The following is a 16,684-nucleotide window of genomic DNA, read 5'->3' as shown; positions in this document are numbered from 1 at the left end:
TTGGGGTCCGCTACGGCGAGAGCGGGATGCTCGAGGGTCTCGACCTCTCCTGACCCCAGGCCCGGCCAGTCCACCCGCGGCGGACCCGAAGGCGCAGGCGCGGTTCGAAAAACCTGGCCCGACATGCTCCGGGAAACGGCGGGCCGGCGCCCGGAAGGAGCGCGGGTCGAGCCGTGGTTCATGGATGAGGCCCGCATCGGGCAGAAGGCCGCCGCGGCCACGTCTGGTACCGGAAGGGGTACGCCCGCGCGGGGTGCGCCAGCAGGGCTTCGGCGCCGCCCACCTGTTCGGCGCCGTCTGTCCCGAGCGCGGCGAGGGTGTCGCCCTGGCCCGGCCCGCGGTCGCGACCGCGGCCATGGCCGCTTCCTGGCCGGGCTCGGCCGGGCGGTTCCGGCCGGGATCCATGCCGCGCTCGTGCCCGACGGGGCCGGCTGGCCCGTCAGCGAGGGCCTGACCGTGCCGGCGAGCCTGATCCTGGTCCCGTTGCCGCCCTACCGCCCCGAGTCGAACCCGGGGGAGCGGGTCTGGGAGCCTCTTCGCGACCGCCGGCTCAGCCACCGCCCACCGATTTCCCCTGGCTGCCCGCGTCCGTCACCGCTTCGTAGGGCCGGTATCACCACTCTACTCGAAGCCGGCTTTATGCGATCCGACCGTGGCACTGTTTGTACTTCTTACCCGAGCCGCAGGGACAGGGTGCATTGCGCGGCGTCCGACTCCAGATGGCGGGATCGGACGGGTTGGCCTCGAGTATGTCGGCACCGGCCAGTGCCGTCGTTCCGGCTGCCGGCGATGCTGCCGCCATCTGGATCGGCCGCGGGCGGGGAGGCGGAGCCAGCGCCGCAGGCGCGGGCTCGGGCTCGGGCTGCTGCATCCGGACCTCGAGATGCGAAAGCACCTGGGTCACGGTCTGCCGCAGGTTGCTGAGCATCGCCGAGAACAGATCGAACGCCTCGCGCTTGTACTCGTTCAGGGGATCGCGCTGGGCGTAGCCGCGCAGATGAATGCCCTGGCGCAGATGGTCGAGATGGAGGAGATGCTCCTTCCAGAGATGATCGAGGATCTGGAGCAGCAGGCTCTTCTCGGCCATCCGCATCAAGGGCTCGCCGTACTCCTCCACCTTGCGCTGGGCGAGCTCGTCGCTGGCCTTGATCAGCCGCTCGCGGATCTCCTGATCGGCAATTCCTTCCTCCCTGGCCCATTCGGCGATCGGCAGGTCGAGATTGAGATAGCGCTTCACCTCGGCGTGAAGATGCTCCACGTCCCACTGCTCAGGATAGGCCTTCTCGGGAATGTACTTGGCGACGAGATCCTCGATCACCTGGCAGCGCATGTCGCGCACCGTGTCGGAGACGTCCTCGGCCTCCATCAGCTCGCGACGCTGCTCGTAGACGACCTTGCGCTGGTCGTTCATCACGTCGTCGAACTTGAGGAGCTGCTTGCGGATCTCGAAGTTGTAGGCCTCGACCTTCTGCTGCGCCTTCTCGAGCGCCTTGTTGATCCAGGGATGGATGATTGCCTCGCCCTCCTTCAGGCCCAGGCGCTGCAGCATCCCGTCCATGCGCTCGGAGCCGAACCGGCGCATGAGGTCGTCCTCGAGACTCAAGAAGAACTTGGACCGGCCCGGATCGCCCTGGCGGCCGGAGCGGCCACGGAGCTGGTTGTCGATCCGCCGGCTCTCGTGGCGCTCGGTGCCGATGATGTAGAGGCCGCCCAGCTCCCTCACCTTCTCGCGCAAGGCCTCGACCTCGGCCCGGATCGCCTCCGCTTTGGGCCCGCGCCGCTCCTCGGGCGGCAGCTCCTGGGCGATCCGCATCTCGGCATTGCCGCCGAGCTGGATGTCGGTGCCGCGACCGGCCATGTTGGTGGCGATCGTGACCGCCCCAATCTTGCCCGCCTGGGCGATGATGTAGGCTTCCTGCTCGTGGTAGCGGGCGTTCAGGACCTGGTGCGGGATGCCCTTGGCCTTCAGGATCTCGGAGAGCTGCTCCGACTTCTCGATCGACACCGTGCCGACCAGGACCGGCTGCCCCTTGGCATGGGCGGCCTCGATCTCGGCCACGATGGCCGCATTCTTCTCGCGCGCCGTGCGATAGACCTCGTCGTCCTCGTCCTTCCTGATCATCGGCCGGTGGGTCGGGATCTCGACCACGTTGAGCCTATAGATCTCGGCGAACTCGGCGGCCTCGGTCGCGGCCGTGCCGGTCATGCCGGCGAGCTTGTCGTAGAGGCGGAAATAGTTCTGGAAGGTGATCGAGGCGAGCGTCTGGTTCTCGGCCTGGATCGGCACCCCCTCCTTGGCCTCGAGCGCCTGGTGCAGTCCGTCCGAGTAGCGCCGGCCTTCCATCATGCGGCCGGTGAACTCGTCGATGATGACGACCTTCTGGTCCTTGACGATGTAGTCGACGTCGCGGCTGAACACCTTGTGCGCCCGCAGCGCCTGCTGGACGTGGTGCACGAGCGAGATGTTCTCGATGTCGTAGAGATCCGGCGACTTGAGGAGCCCGGCCTCGCCCAGCAGAGCCTGGATATGCTCCTGGCCCTTCTCGGTCAGGCTCACGCTGCGCTGCTTCTCGTCCTTCTCCCAATCGTCCGGCTCCAGTTGGCGGATCAGCTTGTCGACCGCGCGGTAGAGCTCGGAGCTGTCGTCGGTGGGGCCGCTGATGATGAGCGGCGTTCTCGCCTCGTCGATCAGGATGCTGTCGACCTCGTCCACGATCGCGAAATGATGACCGCGCTGGACCATGGCATCCAGCGAGTGGCGCATGTTGTCGCGCAGATAGTCGAAGCCGAACTCGTTGTTGGTGCCGTAGGTGATGTCGGCGGCATAGGCTGCCCGGCGCTGATCATCGTCGAGACCGGGCACGATCACGCCCACGCTCATGCCCAGGAACTGATAGATCTGGCCCATCCAGCCGGCATCGCGGCGGGCCAGATAGTCGTTGACCGTGACGACGTGAACGCCCTTGCCTTCGAGGGCATTCAGATAGGTGGCGAGCGTAGCGACCAGGGTCTTGCCCTCGCCGGTGCGCATCTCGGCGATCCCGCCCTGGTGCAGGACCATGCCGCCGATGAGCTGCACGTCGAAGTGCCGCTGACCGAGAGTGCGCTTCGCGGCCTCGCGGACCACGGCGAACGCCTCCACGAGGAGGTCGTCGAGCGTCTCGCCCTTGGCCAGACGCTCCTTGAACTCGTCCGTCTTCGCGCGCAGCGCCTCGTCGGTCAGGCCGGCCAGCGACGGTTCCAGTGCATTGATCTTGTCGACCGTCTTGCGCAGTGACTTCACCAGCCGATCGTTCGCGGAGCCGAACAACCGCCGAGCAAGAGCGCCGAACATGAGCGGAGAATCCTTCTACGGGCGCGAGCTGGCGCGAACGCGCGGACTTCTACGACGTGCGGTCAGATAGGCTCTGGGGACGAGGCTGTCAATTCACCCTCCGGCGAACGAGGAACCCGAGGCCGGATCATAACCGGCGATCCTTGTCTTCACGTTAACGCGGGATCGGCCGCCGTCAGCCACGCCGGCCGAGTCGTCGGGAATTGGCCCGGACCCGGCGGTGATAGGGACGAAGACAGCTTTCGGCCAGAGCGATACCCGATGCTGCCAGCATCATGGTGCTGGTGGAGCTTCGCGGCAGAATCTTGTCCGCATGGCGGGCGGCACGACGACCAGCCTCGCTCGCGGCTTCCACCTTCTCGGCCGCCATGCGCACGAACTCCGGATCGGCGAGCCTGGCGGGCTGGAGCATCGCGGCACCGAGCATCGCGCTGCGACGTGCGATCACACCCGCCGCATGCGCGCCGGTCGCGAGCAGATCGAAGCCGAGCTTGGCCATGGCGAGCTGCAGATCCACCATCTCGCGGATGCCGGTCCGCATCCGTCCGGGCGCGTTCCTCGCCATCGTCTTCCTCCTGCCGCTCGCGACGGTCGGACAGCATGGTCTGCTCCTCGACGGGGCTCAAGGGGGTATCCCAGGGCAATCGGACGAAGGCAAAGGGTCTGTCCCGAGCGAGGATTTCGCCCGGCCGCTGGGCCCGTTGTTCGGCAGCCGCCCGAACTGCCTCCTCGCGATCCCGACGATCGGGGGGAGTGTTTCGAGACGAACCGATCAGCCAAATGGGAGAGCGGCGATCCTTCCCGGCGCCTGATGGCCCGATCACCTGATGGCGTCGAGGAACGTCCGGCGCATCGCAGCGTCTTCCGGCTGCAGGGCATCAGCTCGCCCTTGCCCGTAGGGTGCGAGGATGCTAAGCGCCCGGATCGTCTCACGGGACGGCGACGCCGTTCCGGCATTCCCGCGTCGTCTGGCTCCGTGGGCGCGACCGGGCCCGTTCGGGCGACGCGGCCTTCATTGCGGAAAAGCGATGTCCGAGGACGTCATCAGGACCGACATGATCATCATCGGCGCAGGCCCGTGCGGCCTGTTCGCCGTGTTCGAGGCCGGGCTCCTCGGCATGAAGTGCCATCTCGTCGACAATCTCGACAAGATCGGCGGCCAGTGCGCCGAGCTCTATCCGGACAAGCCGATCTACGACATCCCCGCCGTGCCGCGCTGCACCGGCCAAGAGCTCGTCGACAGGCTGATGGAGCAGATCAGGCCGTTCGAGCCCGCTTTCCACCTGAAGGAGCAGGCATCCGACCTGCGCCGCCTCGAGGACGGGCGCTGGCGGCTCGAGACCGACGCCGGCACGGTGCTGGAGGCGCCCGTGGTCGTGATCGCGGCCGGAGCCGGCAGCTTCGTGCCACGACGCCTGCCGCTGCCCGAAGCCGAGCGGTTCGAGGGCACGTCCCTGTTCTACGCCGTCCGCAAGATGGACCAGTTCCGCGGCCGCAACATCCTGATCGCCGGCGGCGGCGATTCGGCCCTCGACTGGGTCCTCAACCTGCAGCCGATCGCGGCCGGCATGACGCTCGTCCACCGCCGGGACGAGTTCCGCGCCGCCCCCGATTCGGTCGAGAAGATGCGCCGGCTCGTGGCCGAGGGACGGATGCGCCTCGTCATCGGCCAGATCAGCGCTCTCGATGGCGAGGGCGACCGGATCCGGAGCGTCACGATCAAGGGCACCGACGGCACCTCCACGCTCGTTCCCTGCGACACGGTCCTCGCCTTCTACGGCCTCAAGATGGAGTTGGGTCCCATCGCCGGCTGGGGACTCAATCTCGACCGCAACCTGATCGCGGTCGATACGGCGGCATTCGAGACCAACCAGCCCGGCATCTTCGCGATCGGCGACATCTGCACCTACCCTGGAAAGCTCAAGCTGATCCTTTCGGGCTTCCACGAGGCGGCGCTGATGTGCCAGAAGGCGTTCAAGTACTGCTTCCCCGAGCAGAAGCTGATCTTCCGCTACACGACCTCCAGCACGGACCTCCAGAAGAAACTGGGTGTTGCCTGACATGCCGAAGCTGTTCGTGACCGATCGCGAAGGTGAGGAACACGAGCTCGAGGGCACGCTCGGCTGGTCGGTCATGGAGATCATCCGCGAGAACGATCTGCCGATCGAGGCCGCGTGCGGCGGCTGCTGTGCCTGCGCCACCTGCCACGTCTATGTCGACCCCGCGTGGCTCGACCGGCTCGAGCCCCCGAACGCCGACGAGAGCATGATGCTCGACGAGGCGTTCGAGGTACGCGACAACTCGCGCCTCTCCTGCCAGATCAAGTTCACCGACGCCCTCGATGGCCTCAAGGTGACGCTCGCGCCCGAGTTCTGATCACGCTGCGGCCTCTTCCCGCGGCTCGGTGAGGCAGGCTGCGCGGAGCAGGACTATTTCCTGGCACGCAGCTTCGGCCTGCCGCCGCAGGAGTTCGGTGGCTCGTGCCCGCATCCGTTCCGCGGCGAGATCGAGGCCCTTGAAGCGCTGCATGGCCTCGTGGAGCGAAGCTTCCGCCTTCTGCCACGAATGCCCGAGCGCTTCGATACCGATCATCAACCGATGCTGCCGCTCGCGGGCGCGGGCATTGTAAGCAGCGAACGGACGAGGCCCGCCCGGCAACGCCCAGGCGATGCTCAGCTCCGAAGCGAGAGCGCCCTCGAGCAGGCTCAGCTCCCGTCGGTTCCGCTCGATCTCGGCCTCGATGGCCCGCAGCGTCAGATACTGGCGGTCCAGGACCTGCTTCTCGATGCGAGCGAGCAGATCGAGCGCACGGCGCATCGACTGCTCCCTACCGTTCACCATCATCGTTCGTCGCTCCTGCATCGCTTCGGGACGGGGCTGCTCTTTCCTCTGTCGGTCTGGCCAGGGCTTCGGCCAAGGAGGCGAAGGCAGCGCTCCCAGCGACCGCCCGCTCGCTCGCGTCCTGCCGCAACACCGCCTCCAGAGCCGGCCGGACCGCAATGGCCCGATCGAGCTCGGCATTGCTACCGCTGCGGTAGGCCCCCAGCCGGATCAGTTCCTCCATGTCGGCATGGAGCCGCATCAGGCGGCGTGCTTCGCGCACGAGCCCCCATTCCTCGGCCGTGTAGCAGCCGGGAGCGCTGCGCGAGACGCTTCTCAAGGGGTCGACCGCCGGGAAACGTCCTCCCTCGGCGATCGCTCGATCCAGGACGATATGGCCGTCGAGAATGCCACGTACCGTATCGCTCACCGGCTCGTTGGTATCATCGCCCTCGACCAGCACGGTGAACAGGCCGGTGATGCTGCCTTCGCCTTCGCCGGGTCCCGCCCGCTCGAGCAATCTCGGCAGCTCGGCAAGCACGCTGGGCGGGTAGCCACGGCTCGCCGGTACCTCGCCGGCAGCGAGATAGATCTCCCGCAACGCCATGGCGAAACGGGTGACGCTGTCCATCAGGCACAGCACGCGCAGGCCCTGATCGCGCAACTGCTCGGCGACGGTGAGCGCGACATAGGCTGCGCGGCGGCGCAGCATGGCCGGCAGGTCGGAAGTCGCCACCACCACGACGCTGCGTGCCCGCCCCTCCGCGCCCAAGGTGTGCTCGAGGAAGTCGTTGAGCTCGCGGCCGCGCTCGCCGATGAGGCCCACGACCAGCGCGTCGGCGTCGCTGTCGCGCGCGATCATGGAGAGCAAGGTGGACTTGCCCACGCCGGAGCCGGCGAAGATCCCCAAGCGCTGACCGTCGCAGCAGGGCGTGAACAGATCGAGCGCCCGTACCCCGAGCGAAAGCCGGCGCCCCAGCCCGCGCCGTCGCTCGGCGGCGACGGCGCGGGCGGTGATCCTGTAAGCCCGATCACCTCGTGGCAAAGGCGGTCCGCCGTCGATCGGCCGGGCGAGCGCATCGAGGACACGTCCGCGCCAGGCAAGGCAGGGATAGAGGATGCCGAGTCCCGGCTCGAGCGCCACCTTGGCGCCACGCGTGATGCCGACCGGCTCCTCGTAGGCCACGAGCTTCACTCCGGCTTCGGTGAAGCCCACGACTTCGGCCATCACCGCATTCTGCCCGCGAAATAGCGGTGATGCAGCCGAAGGGGTGGCGGCCTCTCGCCGCTCGATCAGGCAGAGATCGCCGATCGCGGCGTGCCGGTCGAGGCCGCTCGCCGTGATCAGACCGCTGCTGCAGCCCGTGACGTAGCCGCCGTGCCGGAAGGAGGGAATGGCGGCGAAGGCTGCCGTGAGTACCTCGAACTCTGGCTCGCTCCACACGCCTCTCTCCTCAACCTCTCGGGACGAAACGCCTCGCAGCCATCACTCTCGTTGCGGGTAGTGAAGGAAGCGTTACACTTTTTGGTTGCGCACGTTTTGCAATCTGTGGTTGTATGCTCCGCAGCTCGATCGAGCTGCGGCCGTTCCGACCGAGCAGGAGGCGCAGCCGGGTTCAGAAGCCACCCCTCGGATTAACAGTGGCTTAAGAGTGGACCCGCTATGGTCGTGCTGCCGCCAAGGACGGCGACGATGGAGAGCGAGAGTGGGAGAAACCATGCGTGCTCTGGTGATTGAGGACGATCCCGTCTCGGCCAAGCTGATCGAGACGGCTCTGAAGAGCGAGAACATGGTGTTCGAGGCGGCGGGCTGCGGCGAGGACGGGATCGAGCTCGCGAAGCTCTATGATTTCGACATCATCATCCTTGATCTGCATCTGCCCGATATCGATGGCCACGAGGTCGTGCGCCGCTTGCGCAGCGCCCGCATCCAGACACCGGTGCTGATCCTTTCGGGCCGCTCCGATCCGGCCGACAAAGTGAAAGGGCTGGTCGGCGGTGCCGACGACTATCTGACCAAGCCCTTCAACAGGACAGAACTCGTCGCCCGGATACAGGCGATCGTGCGGCGAGCCAAGGGCCACTCCGAATCGGTCATCCGCACTGGCAAGCTCGTCGTGAACATGGACAAGCGTTCCGTGGAGGTCAACGGAAGACGAATCCATGTGACCGGCAAGGAATACAGCATTCTGGAACTGCTCTCCTTGCGCAAAGGCACCACCCTTACCAAGGAGATGTTCCTCGATCACCTCTATGGCGGCATGGACGAGCCCGAGCTCAAGATCATCGACGTCTTTATCTGCAAGCTCAGGAAGAAGCTCGCTCTGGCCACCGGTGGCGACCATTATATCGAGACGGTCTGGGGACGGGGCTACATGTTGAAGGATCCGGAACCCGTGGCGCTCCAGGCAGCGGTCGCTTGAGCACCTTCGGGAACTGCGCTCGTCCGCCGGCGCCTGGTGGACGACGTCGGCGTCGCCGCGGTGGCGCCGGAACCGCTCGGCAGACGAGTCCTCCAGCCCGTCCAGCGCTCTGGCCCGCCATGGCTGCTGGCAGCCTTGCCAGCAGCCATGAAGAAGATGGCGCTTCGCCGTCTTACGATCACACCTGAGCTCCTGCGCGATCCGCTTGAAGCCCCATCCAACTGTCTCGAAGACAGCATAGGAAATCAACCTTTCCGCCCTACGCCAGCCGAACCTCCCTACATGAGGCGATGCTCGGCCTGCTTGCTCGACCTCCGGCTGCACCTGCACAAGCGCGATCCGCGTAGCCGTGAGGGTCACAAGGAGGGTTGATTTCGTATGCTGTCCTCGAAATTCGGTCGTCGGACACGTCCTCGGCCTTCGCCATGGCGTGCACCATACTGGATACCGGCACACGGCGATGGTCGTCACCGGCCAGAAAACCCAGGAAAATCAGCAACTTGGAGACATGGCGGAGGGAGTGGGATTCGAACCCACGGTACCCCTCGCGGGGTACAACGGTTTTCGAGACCGCCCCGATCGACCGCTCCGGCATCCCTCCGCAGGGCGCGTGCTCGGGGGCGCGCGTGGCGCTTATCTAGTCGCAACCGGGCGACACCGCAAGGCACCTCGCTTGACAGGCAGTAGAAGCCTGGCCGAAGCTCCGATGCATTACAACCCGAAGGTTTGCTCATGCGCGTCCTTGCTACCGCTCTGCTCGCCACCGTCCTGGCTCTGCCGCAGGGCGTGTCAGCCGACGAGATCACGGATCAGATCGACCAGGCGCGCCATTATTATGATCAGGGTGACATTCCGGGCGCCGTCTCGGAGCTCGAGTTCGCGCTCCAGGCGCTGCGCGGCAAGATCGGCGAACAGCTTCTCGCGACCTTTCCCGAACCGCCAGCGGGCTGGCGGATCGAGGATCCGGGGGACCAGTCGCGGGGCGCCAACCCTCTCATGGGGGCAGGCACCATGCTGAGCCGCACCTACCGTTCCGGCGAGGGCGACGGAGAAGCCTCGATCGAGGCACAGCTCATGGCCGGCAGCGGGTTCCTCCAGGGTCTCGCCGGCATGCTCATGAATCCTCAGGTCCTGGCAGCCCAGCCCAATGCCAAGCGGGTCCGGATCGGTCGCGACAACGCGGTCGTGACCTATGATGCCGAAGACAAGTCGGCGCAGCTCGTCATCGATCTCGGCGGCAAGGGCACTATCATGCTGCAGGGGCACAACGTGAAGAGCGGCGATCCGCTCGTGGCGCTCGCGAACAAGTGGGATCTCAGGAAGGTCAAGGAGCTGCTCGGAAGCTGATCCCGGTCTGCCGATCTCGGGAGCGAATCTGGCATTACAGTTGCAGCTTTCGCTTCAGGTGAAGGCGTTGGGCGCCGACTTGGTGCGCGCGTCGCCGGCATGACCAGGCGATGCCCCGGGCGGGCCGGATGCATCGCTGCACGAGGCGGACGGCAACGCGCCGGATTCCCTGGACCGACCAGCGGATGAGGTCCGGCGCGTTCGGGTGAGCCGGATCAGGGTTTTCGGGGGTGGTGCGGCATTCGCCTTGTGGCGGATCACCGCCACAAGGGCGAAGGCCAGCATGACCCGCGAGACGTGACGGTGCCAGCCGTGCCAGGACCGGGTCTCGTCGTGGTCGAGGCCGAGCTCGTTTTTCGCCGTCTCGAATGCGTCCTCGATGGCCCGGCGCTGCCCTTCGACGGCGACCAAGGCCTCGCTCGTGGTCCCGGCCGGGCACCAGGGGGTGAAGCAGGCGCCATCGGCGATGTGGCGCCGGATCGGCAGGCCGCGGGTCCAGACCCCGGTGGCACCGTCCCGGTACTCGTCCGCGTCCAGGTCCGCCGGTTCGAGGTAGGCCCAAGCATGAAGCCGCGGTCCCTTCGTGCCCTCGCCGGCGGACCGACGACGCCAAGCCGTGGGGTCGAGATCCTGGGCGATCTCCTCGGCGGTCCCGGCGACCCCTGGCTCGTCGACCCAGGAGTTGAAGGGCCGGGTGGCGGTGACGCCGAGGACGTAGCCCTTGCCCTCCCGGCGTCGCGCCATTTCGATCTCGCCCACGCCATGGACGCCGTCCCCTGTCACCCGGACGAACGGTACGCGAGCGGCACTCGCGCGCTCGACCATGCGCCCGGCCAGCCGCGGCTTGGTGGCGCAGCCCATCTCGGGCGGCAGATGCGCCGCCACCAAGCGGGCCGGATCGTCGGCCCAGGCCTTGGGCCGGTAGAGCGCACGGTCGCTGAAAGCATGGCCGTGCCGCGACGCGTAGGCCGCGAAGACGCCGATCTGGCAATTGGTGATTTTGCCCGCCGAGCCAGTGTACCGTCGTCCGACGCCAGAGGAGGCCTTGCCCTGCTCGAAAAAGCCGGTCCCGTCGATCACCAGCACCGCACCCGGGTCGGCCAGCGGTTTCTAGCGCATGGACCCGCACGAGGTCGCGCAGCGCATCCGCCGCCCAGAGGCCACGGCCAAGAATGGCCTGCTGCCGCCAGGGCCCGGATCACCCGCCGCCTCGGCCCGCATCCATCCCGTCTTGCGCTGCCTCGGCCCGAGCAGACCGTCCAAGAACTGGTCAGCCGACGTGCCACCCGCGCCTGCGTGAACAAGGGGCGGATCCGCCCCGCGACCTCCCGCAGCGACGACGCCCGAAGCGCCAACGTCGTCTCGACCGATGCACCGCTCACCCGCGCTCTCCTCGCCGTTCGGGAAGAACGCACCGGGCCAGCCAAAGTGCAACTGTCATGCTCGCACTACCCTGCCAGTTTCATAGCCGGAGGTGGTGGGTGAAGCGCGGCCGACGATGCGGGCAGCGCAGGCGGATGCAGAGGAGCGCCGCCAGGATGTGGCGGCGGATGACGGGCAGGCTCGGGCGGCGGCCCGGCCCCGGATCCGCTGGCGAGGCTTTTCCCCCCGAGCCGCAGATGCTGCAGGAAGGCGGGCCGGCACGACGGCGCGTGGTGGTGCAGGCCACGCCAGGAGCGGCCCTCGCAGTGGTCGCGCCCCAGCCCGTCCTTCATCTGCCGGTGCATCTGCTCGCAGACCCGGCGGGCCGCGATCGCGGCTGCCCAAACCTCCAGCGGCGTGCCCGCCGGGTGGTTGGCGAGGTAGGGCTTCCGCTCACCCGTGGTGCGGTGCTCGCCTGCCAGCCAGACCTGGTCGCCCGGGAGATGCTGGCGCGGGCGGCCCGTCGGCGACGAGGCGGCGGTTCAGGACCGAGTAGCCGGACCAGATCAAAGCGCAGCCCAAGGCGGCGAGGTAGCCTAGGAGGCTGGGCGCCGGCAGGTCGGCGCCCGCGTGCTCGCTTTTGAGGAAGACCAGGATCGCAGCGCCCACGAGGCCGCAGGTGACGCCCACGAGATGGAGCGGCAGCAGCCGCTCGCCCGGCAGGAGACCCGTGAACAGCACGATCAGGAGCGGCCAGAGATTGATGATGAGCAGCGCCTCCACCGGCGGCAGGGTCTGGAGGGCGGTGAAGTAGAGGGCGTGATAGCCGAAGAAGGCGCCGATCCCGAGCACCCAGGCCACGGGCGGAACCCGGCCCAGCACGGCGAGCCCGCGGCCCGTGCCGAGCTGCCAGGCGAGGCCCAGAACGCCGCCGACGGCGAAAGCGAGGCCGGTCAGCAGGAAAGGCGGCACCGGCCCGGCAGCCACGCCCAAAGGTGCGAGCAGCGCCCAGAGCCCGATGGCGCCGAGCCCGGCCAGCGTTGAGCGCCCGCGGCTGTCCTGCATCCGTTCCCTCCTCTCGCCCTGCCGTGCTAGCCGGGGCTAGCCGAGAACATGCTGCGAGGGAAGAGTGGGATGGCCGCCCATTGGCTCCTGAAGACCGAGCCCGAGGACTATAGCTGGGACCGGCTCGTCGCCGACGGCGAGACCGAGTGGGCGGGCGTGCGCAACCACCAGGCCGCGGGCAACATGCGGGCGATGAGGCTGGGCGAGCAGGCCTTCTTCTACCGCTCGGTCGTGGACCCGGCGATCCTGGGCGTCATGACGGTCTCGGCCGAGTGGTACCCGGACCCGGACGACGCCACCGGCAGGTTCGTGCGGGTGAAGGTGAAGCCGCTCCTGCCCGCCCCCCGGCCGGTGCCGCTCAAGGCGATCAAGGCCGACCCGCGCCTCGCCGATCTCGCCCTCGTCCGCCAGCCCCGGCTCTCGGTGATGCCGGTGAAGGAGGAGCACTGGCGAATCCTGTGCGAGATGGCCGGGCTCGAGCCCTAGGCTCCTGCGAGCCTGCGGCGACAGTAGCGGCGGGAGCCCGATCCACTCGCGATCAGTCGCCCCGTGGCGATTCATGGCGCTTTCCCTCCAGGTTTAGGGTAGGCTGCCCCCAAGGGGTGGGAAAGGCTCGTGCCGGGTCAGGACTTGGACGTTGGAGCTTGGCTCCGCCGCCTAGGGCTGGAGCGCTATGCGCAGGCGTTCCGTGATGCGGAGATCACGCCCGAGGCCCTGCCGGAGCTGACGGATGCGGACCTGCGGGAGCTCGGGTTGCCACTCGGGCCGCGCAAGGTCGTGCTCAAGGCGATCCGCGCCTTGGCCGGCCCCTCGACGACGATGGCGAGCGTGGCGGGAGCGGCTCAAGCGGCTCGCCTATTTCGGCTGGCCACAGGCGCATGAGAACGAGGCCGAGCGTGGCGTCCGCGCCGGCCTCGCGATTACCCGAGCGGTGGCCAAGCTCGAAACGCCGGCCGCCTCGCCCCTGGCCGCCCGGGTCGGCATCGCCACCGGCTTGGTCGTGGTCGGCGATCTGATCGGCGAGGCGGAAGCCCGGGAGCAGGCCGTGATAGGCGAGACGCCCAACCTGGCGGCCCGCCTGCAAGCTCTCGCCCGACCCGGCGATGTGCTCATCGCCGAGCGCACGCGGAGGCTCGTGGGCGGCCTGTTCGAGGTCGAGGAATGGCCAGCGGTGGCGGTCAAGGGCATCCCGGGGCCGGTGTCCGCCTATCGCGTGCTCGGGGAAGGCAGGGCCGAGGGCCGCTTCGAGGCCTTGCGCGGCACCAATCCCGCCCCGTTGGTCGGGCGCACCCACGAGCTGGCCCTACTCCTCGACCGCTGGGAGAGGGCAAAGGATGGTGAGGGCCAGGTCGTGCTGCTCGCCGGCGAGCCCGGCATCGGCAAGTCCCGCCTGGTCAGCGCGCTGCGCGAGCGGCTGGCGCACGAGCCCCACACGCCGCTGAGCCAGTTCTGCTCCCCTTTCCACCAGACGAGCGCCCTGCACCCGGTGATCGCCCTGCTCGAGCGGGCCGCCGGCTTCGCTCGCGACGACGACCCGGCCCAGAAGCTCGCCAAGCTCGAGGCACTCCTCGCGCAAGCGGCCGAGGGCATGGCCGAGGCTGCCCCGCTCCTCGCCGGGCTTCTCTCTATCCCGACCGGCACCCGCTATCTCCCGCTGAGCCTCAGCCCGCCGATGCGCAAGGAGCGTACGCCGGAGGCGCTGCTGGGCCAACTGGAAGGCTTGGCCCGGCAGCGCCCGGTGCTGGCGATCTACGAGGACGTGCACTGGGCCGATCCCACCACGCTCGAGCTGTTGGACCGGGTGGTCGATCGCGCCCAGGCCGTGCCGGCCCTGGTGGTCGTCACCTTCCGGCCGGAGTTCGTGCCGCCCTGGCTCGGTCGCTCCCACGTGACGCTTCTGCCCTTGGCCCGCCTCGGCCGCCGGGAGGGTGTCGCCCTGGTCGGCCAGGTCACGGGCGGCAAGGCCCTGCCCGAGGCGGTGCTCGGGGAGATCGTGGCCAAGACGGATGGGGTGCCGCTGTTCGTCGAGGAGCTGACCAAGGCGGTGCTCGAGTCCGGTCTGCTCCGGGATGACGGTAGCGCCTATGTGCTTTCGGGCCCGCTGCCGCCACTCGCCATCCCGTCGACCTTGCACGACTCGCTGCTGACCCGCCTCGATCGCTTGGCGCCGGTGCGGGAGGTGGCGCAGATCGGCGCCTGCATCGGTCGGGTGTTCGGCTACGAGCTGCTCGCGGCAGTAGCCCCGTTAGGCGACAGCGCGCTGCGGGAGGCCTTGGCCCAGCTATGCGAGGCCGAGCTGATCTTCCGCCGCGGCACGCCGCCCGAGGCGACCTACACCTTCAAGCATGCTCTGGTGCAGGACGCCGCCTACCGCAGCCTCCTACGCGGCTGGCGCCAGCAGTTGCACGCGCGTATCGTCGAGGCCCTCGAGCAGCATTTTCCGGATAGGTGCGAGGCCGAGCCCGAGGTTCTCGCGCAGCACTGCGCCCGGGCGCGGCTGGTCGGGAAAGCGGTCCGCTACTGGCTCAGGGCGGGGGAGCTGGCGATCCGGCGCTCGGCCATGGCCGAGGCCATCGCCCAGTTGCGGACAGGGCTGGGGCTGCTCGAGGATCTGCCGGACGACCGCGAGCGCGCAAGCCTGGAGCTGGACCTGCAGATCGCCCTGGGGGTGGCCTCGATGGGCGCGCAGGGCTGGGCAGCGCCGGAAGCGGGGCGCGCCAACGCCCGGGCGCTTGAGCTTTGCGACCGGATCGGGGCCACCGCCCAGCTATGGCCCGTGCTCTACGGTCAATGGGTGTTCCACGCCGTGCGTGCGGAGCACGCAGCAGCGCGTGCCCTGGGGGAGGAGCTCCTGCGGCGGGCGCGGGAGCACCGGGACGTACCTGCGACGGTCGTCGCTCACCGAATCCTCGGGAGCGGCGCCTTCTGGCGCGGCGAGCCGGTCACCGCTCATGAGCATCTCGAGCGGGCGCTCGCCCTCTACGATCCTTCGCAGCACCGCTCGCTGGCCTTTCTCTACGTGCAAGACCCGCGGGTGGCGGCGCTGTCCGGGCTCGCATGGGCGCTGTTCGTTCTCGGCTACCCGGGCCAGGCGTGGTCGCACAGCGGCGAAGCGCTCGGCGCCGCGCGCGCGTTCGGCCATTACCATACGCTGGCCTATGCCTTGTTGTTCCGATGCCTGTTCGCTCAGTGCTGCCGCGTGAGGCGCGATGTTCAAGATCATGCGGGCGCGCTGGCCGCACTGGCGACAGAGCAGAACCTCCCGCATTTTCTCGGGGCGGCGACGGCGCTCCGGGGATGGGCGCTCAGCGAGGCTGGGCAGGTGGACGCAGGGCTTGCGCAGCTCCGGCAAGGTCTCGCCGCATGGTCCGCATCGGGCGCCAGGCTCTATGAACCGCATTTCCTGGCCCTTCAGGCCGAGGCGCACGGCCGAGCGGGCCGGGCACAAGAGGGTGTGGCGCTGATGGCCGACGCAGTCGATCGAGCCCGCTGCACGGGGGAGCGATATTTCGAGGCCGAGCTGCTCCGGCTGCGGGGCGAGCTGCTGCTCTCGGGCGACACGCCCGATCCGACGAGCGCCGAGCAGTGCCTGGTCGAGGCGCTCGAGACGGCGCGCGGGCAGCGGGCCAGGATGTGGGAGCTCCGGGCCGCCACATCGCTGGCCCGGCTCTGGCGAGACCGAGGCAGGAGGCAGGAGGCGCGCGATCTCCTCGCCCCGGCCTACGGCTGGTTCACCGAGGGCGCGGGTACGCCCGACCTCAAGAAGGCCAAGGCCCTGGTCGACGAGCTTGGCTGATTCTTCTCCTGTCGGCGTGGGCTTCGAAAGCAGAGCCTAATCGGCCACCCCCTCCCGGCCCTCAACCGTCATGACGGTGGCGGTGAGGAGCGCCACCAGCTTCTCCCGGCCGCCCTGCCGGGCCAGGACCTCGGCCTGGGCCAGGGTCAGCGTGCGGCCGGCCTTGACGACGCGGCCGCGCGCGAGGAGGAGCTCGCCCGCGGCCGGGGCCACGAGGTTGATCTTGAATTCGGCGGTGAGCACGCCCGCCCCGGGCGGCATCAGGCTGAGCGCGGCATAGCCGGCGGCGTTGTCGGCGATGGCGGCCACGGCACCGGCATGGGCGAAGCCGTGCTGCTGGGCGATGGCGGGCGAGAGGGGCAGCTCGATCTCGACCTCGCCCGGCGCCACCCGCGCGAGGCGGGCGCCCAGCGTGGCCATCAGGCCCTGCTTCGCGAAGCTGCCGTGGACGCGCGCCGCGAAGGCGGGGTCCTTGGGTTCGTTCGTGCTCATCCGATCCTTCGACGAGACGGCAAGGAAAAGGCCCGCCGCGGGCAC

13 protein-coding genes, 1 tRNA gene and 2 pseudogenes are annotated in these 16,684 nt (G+C 68.6%); 8 read left to right on the top strand and 8 right to left on the bottom strand.

The genetic code is table 11. From position 1 onward, the window contains the following. Positions 1-637 precede the first annotated feature (637 nt). On the bottom strand, positions 638-3,334 hold the full coding sequence (gene secA / locus U1T56_RS14330; protein WP_418160165.1) for a preprotein translocase subunit SecA: 2,697 nt from the start codon (positions 3,332-3,334) through the stop codon (positions 638-640). Positions 3,335-3,509: 175 nt separating this feature from the next. After that, positions 3,510-3,899: a hypothetical protein gene (locus U1T56_RS14325; protein ID WP_418160164.1), complete on the bottom strand. Its 390-nt coding sequence runs from the start codon at positions 3,897-3,899 to the stop codon at positions 3,510-3,512. 463 nt (positions 3,900-4,362) lie between these two features. Between U1T56_RS14325 and U1T56_RS14320 the strand changes: the two genes are divergently transcribed. Beyond that, on the top strand, positions 4,363-5,394 hold the full coding sequence (locus tag U1T56_RS14320; protein WP_418160163.1) for an NAD(P)/FAD-dependent oxidoreductase: 1,032 nt from the start codon (positions 4,363-4,365) through the stop codon (positions 5,392-5,394). 1 nt (position 5,395) lies between these two features. Next, entirely contained in the window at positions 5,396-5,710 is a 315-nt protein-coding gene (locus U1T56_RS14315) for a 2Fe-2S iron-sulfur cluster-binding protein (protein WP_418160162.1), read from the top strand. On the opposite strand, the gene U1T56_RS14310 is transcribed toward U1T56_RS14315, so the two are convergent. Both U1T56_RS14310 and U1T56_RS14305 read right to left on the bottom strand, forming a co-directional pair. Beyond that, positions 5,711-6,178, bottom strand: a complete 468-nt coding sequence (locus tag U1T56_RS14310) for a hypothetical protein (protein ID WP_418160161.1) — start codon at positions 6,176-6,178, stop codon at positions 5,711-5,713. Beyond that, positions 6,162-7,598, bottom strand: coding sequence for a FliI/YscN family ATPase (locus U1T56_RS14305; protein ID WP_418160160.1), 1,437 nt, complete (start codon positions 7,596-7,598; stop codon positions 6,162-6,164). The genes U1T56_RS14310 and U1T56_RS14305 overlap by 17 nt, the downstream gene beginning before the upstream one ends. A 274-nt stretch (positions 7,599-7,872) precedes the next feature. Between U1T56_RS14305 and ctrA the strand changes: the two genes are divergently transcribed. Then, complete coding sequence (ctrA, locus tag U1T56_RS14300; protein ID WP_418160159.1) at positions 7,873-8,577, top strand: response regulator transcription factor CtrA; 705 nt, start codon at positions 7,873-7,875, stop codon at positions 8,575-8,577. 509 nt (positions 8,578-9,086) lie between these two features. On the opposite strand, the gene U1T56_RS14295 is transcribed toward ctrA, so the two are convergent. Continuing rightward, a tRNA-Ser gene (locus tag U1T56_RS14295) sits at positions 9,087-9,178 on the bottom strand. Between the two features lie 131 nt (positions 9,179-9,309). Here U1T56_RS14295 and U1T56_RS14290 point away from each other — a divergent pair. Continuing rightward, a complete protein-coding gene (locus tag U1T56_RS14290; protein WP_418160158.1) occupies positions 9,310-9,924 on the top strand; it encodes a hypothetical protein in 615 nt (204 codons plus the stop codon). A gap of 210 nt (positions 9,925-10,134) precedes the next feature. Here U1T56_RS14290 and U1T56_RS14285 read toward each other — a convergent pair. Beyond that, positions 10,135-11,306: pseudogene (locus U1T56_RS14285) on the bottom strand (IS701 family transposase); the annotation flags it as partial. Between the two features lie 433 nt (positions 11,307-11,739). Further along, entirely contained in the window at positions 11,740-12,351 is a 612-nt protein-coding gene (locus tag U1T56_RS14280) for a DMT family transporter (protein ID WP_418160157.1), read from the bottom strand. 69 nt (positions 12,352-12,420) lie between these two features. On the opposite strand from U1T56_RS14280, the gene U1T56_RS14275 reads away from it, so the two are divergent. The 4 genes and pseudogenes from U1T56_RS14275 to U1T56_RS14260 all read left to right on the top strand — a co-directional run bounded on the left by U1T56_RS14275 (position 12,421) and on the right by U1T56_RS14260 (position 16,147). Further along, positions 12,421-12,837 (top strand): EVE domain-containing protein, encoded by a 417-nt coding sequence (locus tag U1T56_RS14275; RefSeq protein ID WP_418160156.1) that lies wholly within the window; start codon positions 12,421-12,423, stop codon positions 12,835-12,837. A gap of 129 nt (positions 12,838-12,966) precedes the next feature. Further along, on the top strand, positions 12,967-13,233 hold the full coding sequence (locus U1T56_RS14270; RefSeq protein ID WP_418160155.1) for an SAM domain-containing protein: 267 nt from the start codon (positions 12,967-12,969) through the stop codon (positions 13,231-13,233). 34 nt (positions 13,234-13,267) lie between these two features. Further along, a pseudogene (locus U1T56_RS14265) lies at positions 13,268-13,504 on the top strand (adenylate/guanylate cyclase domain-containing protein); the annotation flags it as partial. Continuing rightward, positions 13,487-16,147: an AAA family ATPase gene (locus tag U1T56_RS14260; protein ID WP_418160169.1), complete on the top strand. Its 2,661-nt coding sequence runs from the start codon at positions 13,487-13,489 to the stop codon at positions 16,145-16,147. The pseudogene U1T56_RS14265 and the gene U1T56_RS14260, both read left to right, overlap by 18 nt. Positions 16,148-16,183: 36 nt before the next feature. Here the strand turns inward: U1T56_RS14260 and U1T56_RS14255 are convergent, their stop codons facing one another. Further along, positions 16,184-16,639, bottom strand: coding sequence for a PaaI family thioesterase (locus U1T56_RS14255; RefSeq protein ID WP_418160154.1), 456 nt, complete (start codon positions 16,637-16,639; stop codon positions 16,184-16,186). Between the last annotated feature and the right edge of the window lie 45 nt (positions 16,640-16,684).

The sequence above is a fragment of the Benzoatithermus flavus genome, assembly GCF_037908215.1.
Lineage (GTDB): Bacteria > Pseudomonadota > Alphaproteobacteria > Geminicoccales > Geminicoccaceae > Benzoatithermus > Benzoatithermus flavus.
This window is presented reverse-complemented; position numbering and strand designations above follow the sequence as displayed.

What these genes read in the sequence shown, in the direction of transcription:
- secA (WP_418160165.1), bottom strand. Translation starts at nt 3,334, where the DNA reads ATGTTCGGCGCTCTTGCTCGGCGGTTGTTCGGCTCCGCGAACGATCGG.
- U1T56_RS14290 (WP_418160158.1), top strand. Translation starts at nt 9,310, where the DNA reads ATGCGCGTCCTTGCTACCGCTCTGCTCGCCACCGTCCTGGCTCTGCCG.
- U1T56_RS14325 (WP_418160164.1), bottom strand. Translation starts at nt 3,899, where the DNA reads ATGGCGAGGAACGCGCCCGGACGGATGCGGACCGGCATCCGCGAGATG.
- U1T56_RS14320 (WP_418160163.1), top strand. Translation starts at nt 4,363, where the DNA reads ATGTCCGAGGACGTCATCAGGACCGACATGATCATCATCGGCGCAGGC.
- U1T56_RS14255 (WP_418160154.1), bottom strand. Translation starts at nt 16,639, where the DNA reads ATGAGCACGAACGAACCCAAGGACCCCGCCTTCGCGGCGCGCGTCCAC.
- U1T56_RS14315 (WP_418160162.1), top strand. Translation starts at nt 5,396, where the DNA reads ATGCCGAAGCTGTTCGTGACCGATCGCGAAGGTGAGGAACACGAGCTC.
- U1T56_RS14310 (WP_418160161.1), bottom strand. Translation starts at nt 6,178, where the DNA reads ATGATGGTGAACGGTAGGGAGCAGTCGATGCGCCGTGCGCTCGATCTG.
- U1T56_RS14275 (WP_418160156.1), top strand. Translation starts at nt 12,421, where the DNA reads ATGGCCGCCCATTGGCTCCTGAAGACCGAGCCCGAGGACTATAGCTGG.
- ctrA (WP_418160159.1), top strand. Translation starts at nt 7,873, where the DNA reads ATGCGTGCTCTGGTGATTGAGGACGATCCCGTCTCGGCCAAGCTGATC.
- U1T56_RS14280 (WP_418160157.1), bottom strand. Translation starts at nt 12,351, where the DNA reads ATGCAGGACAGCCGCGGGCGCTCAACGCTGGCCGGGCTCGGCGCCATC.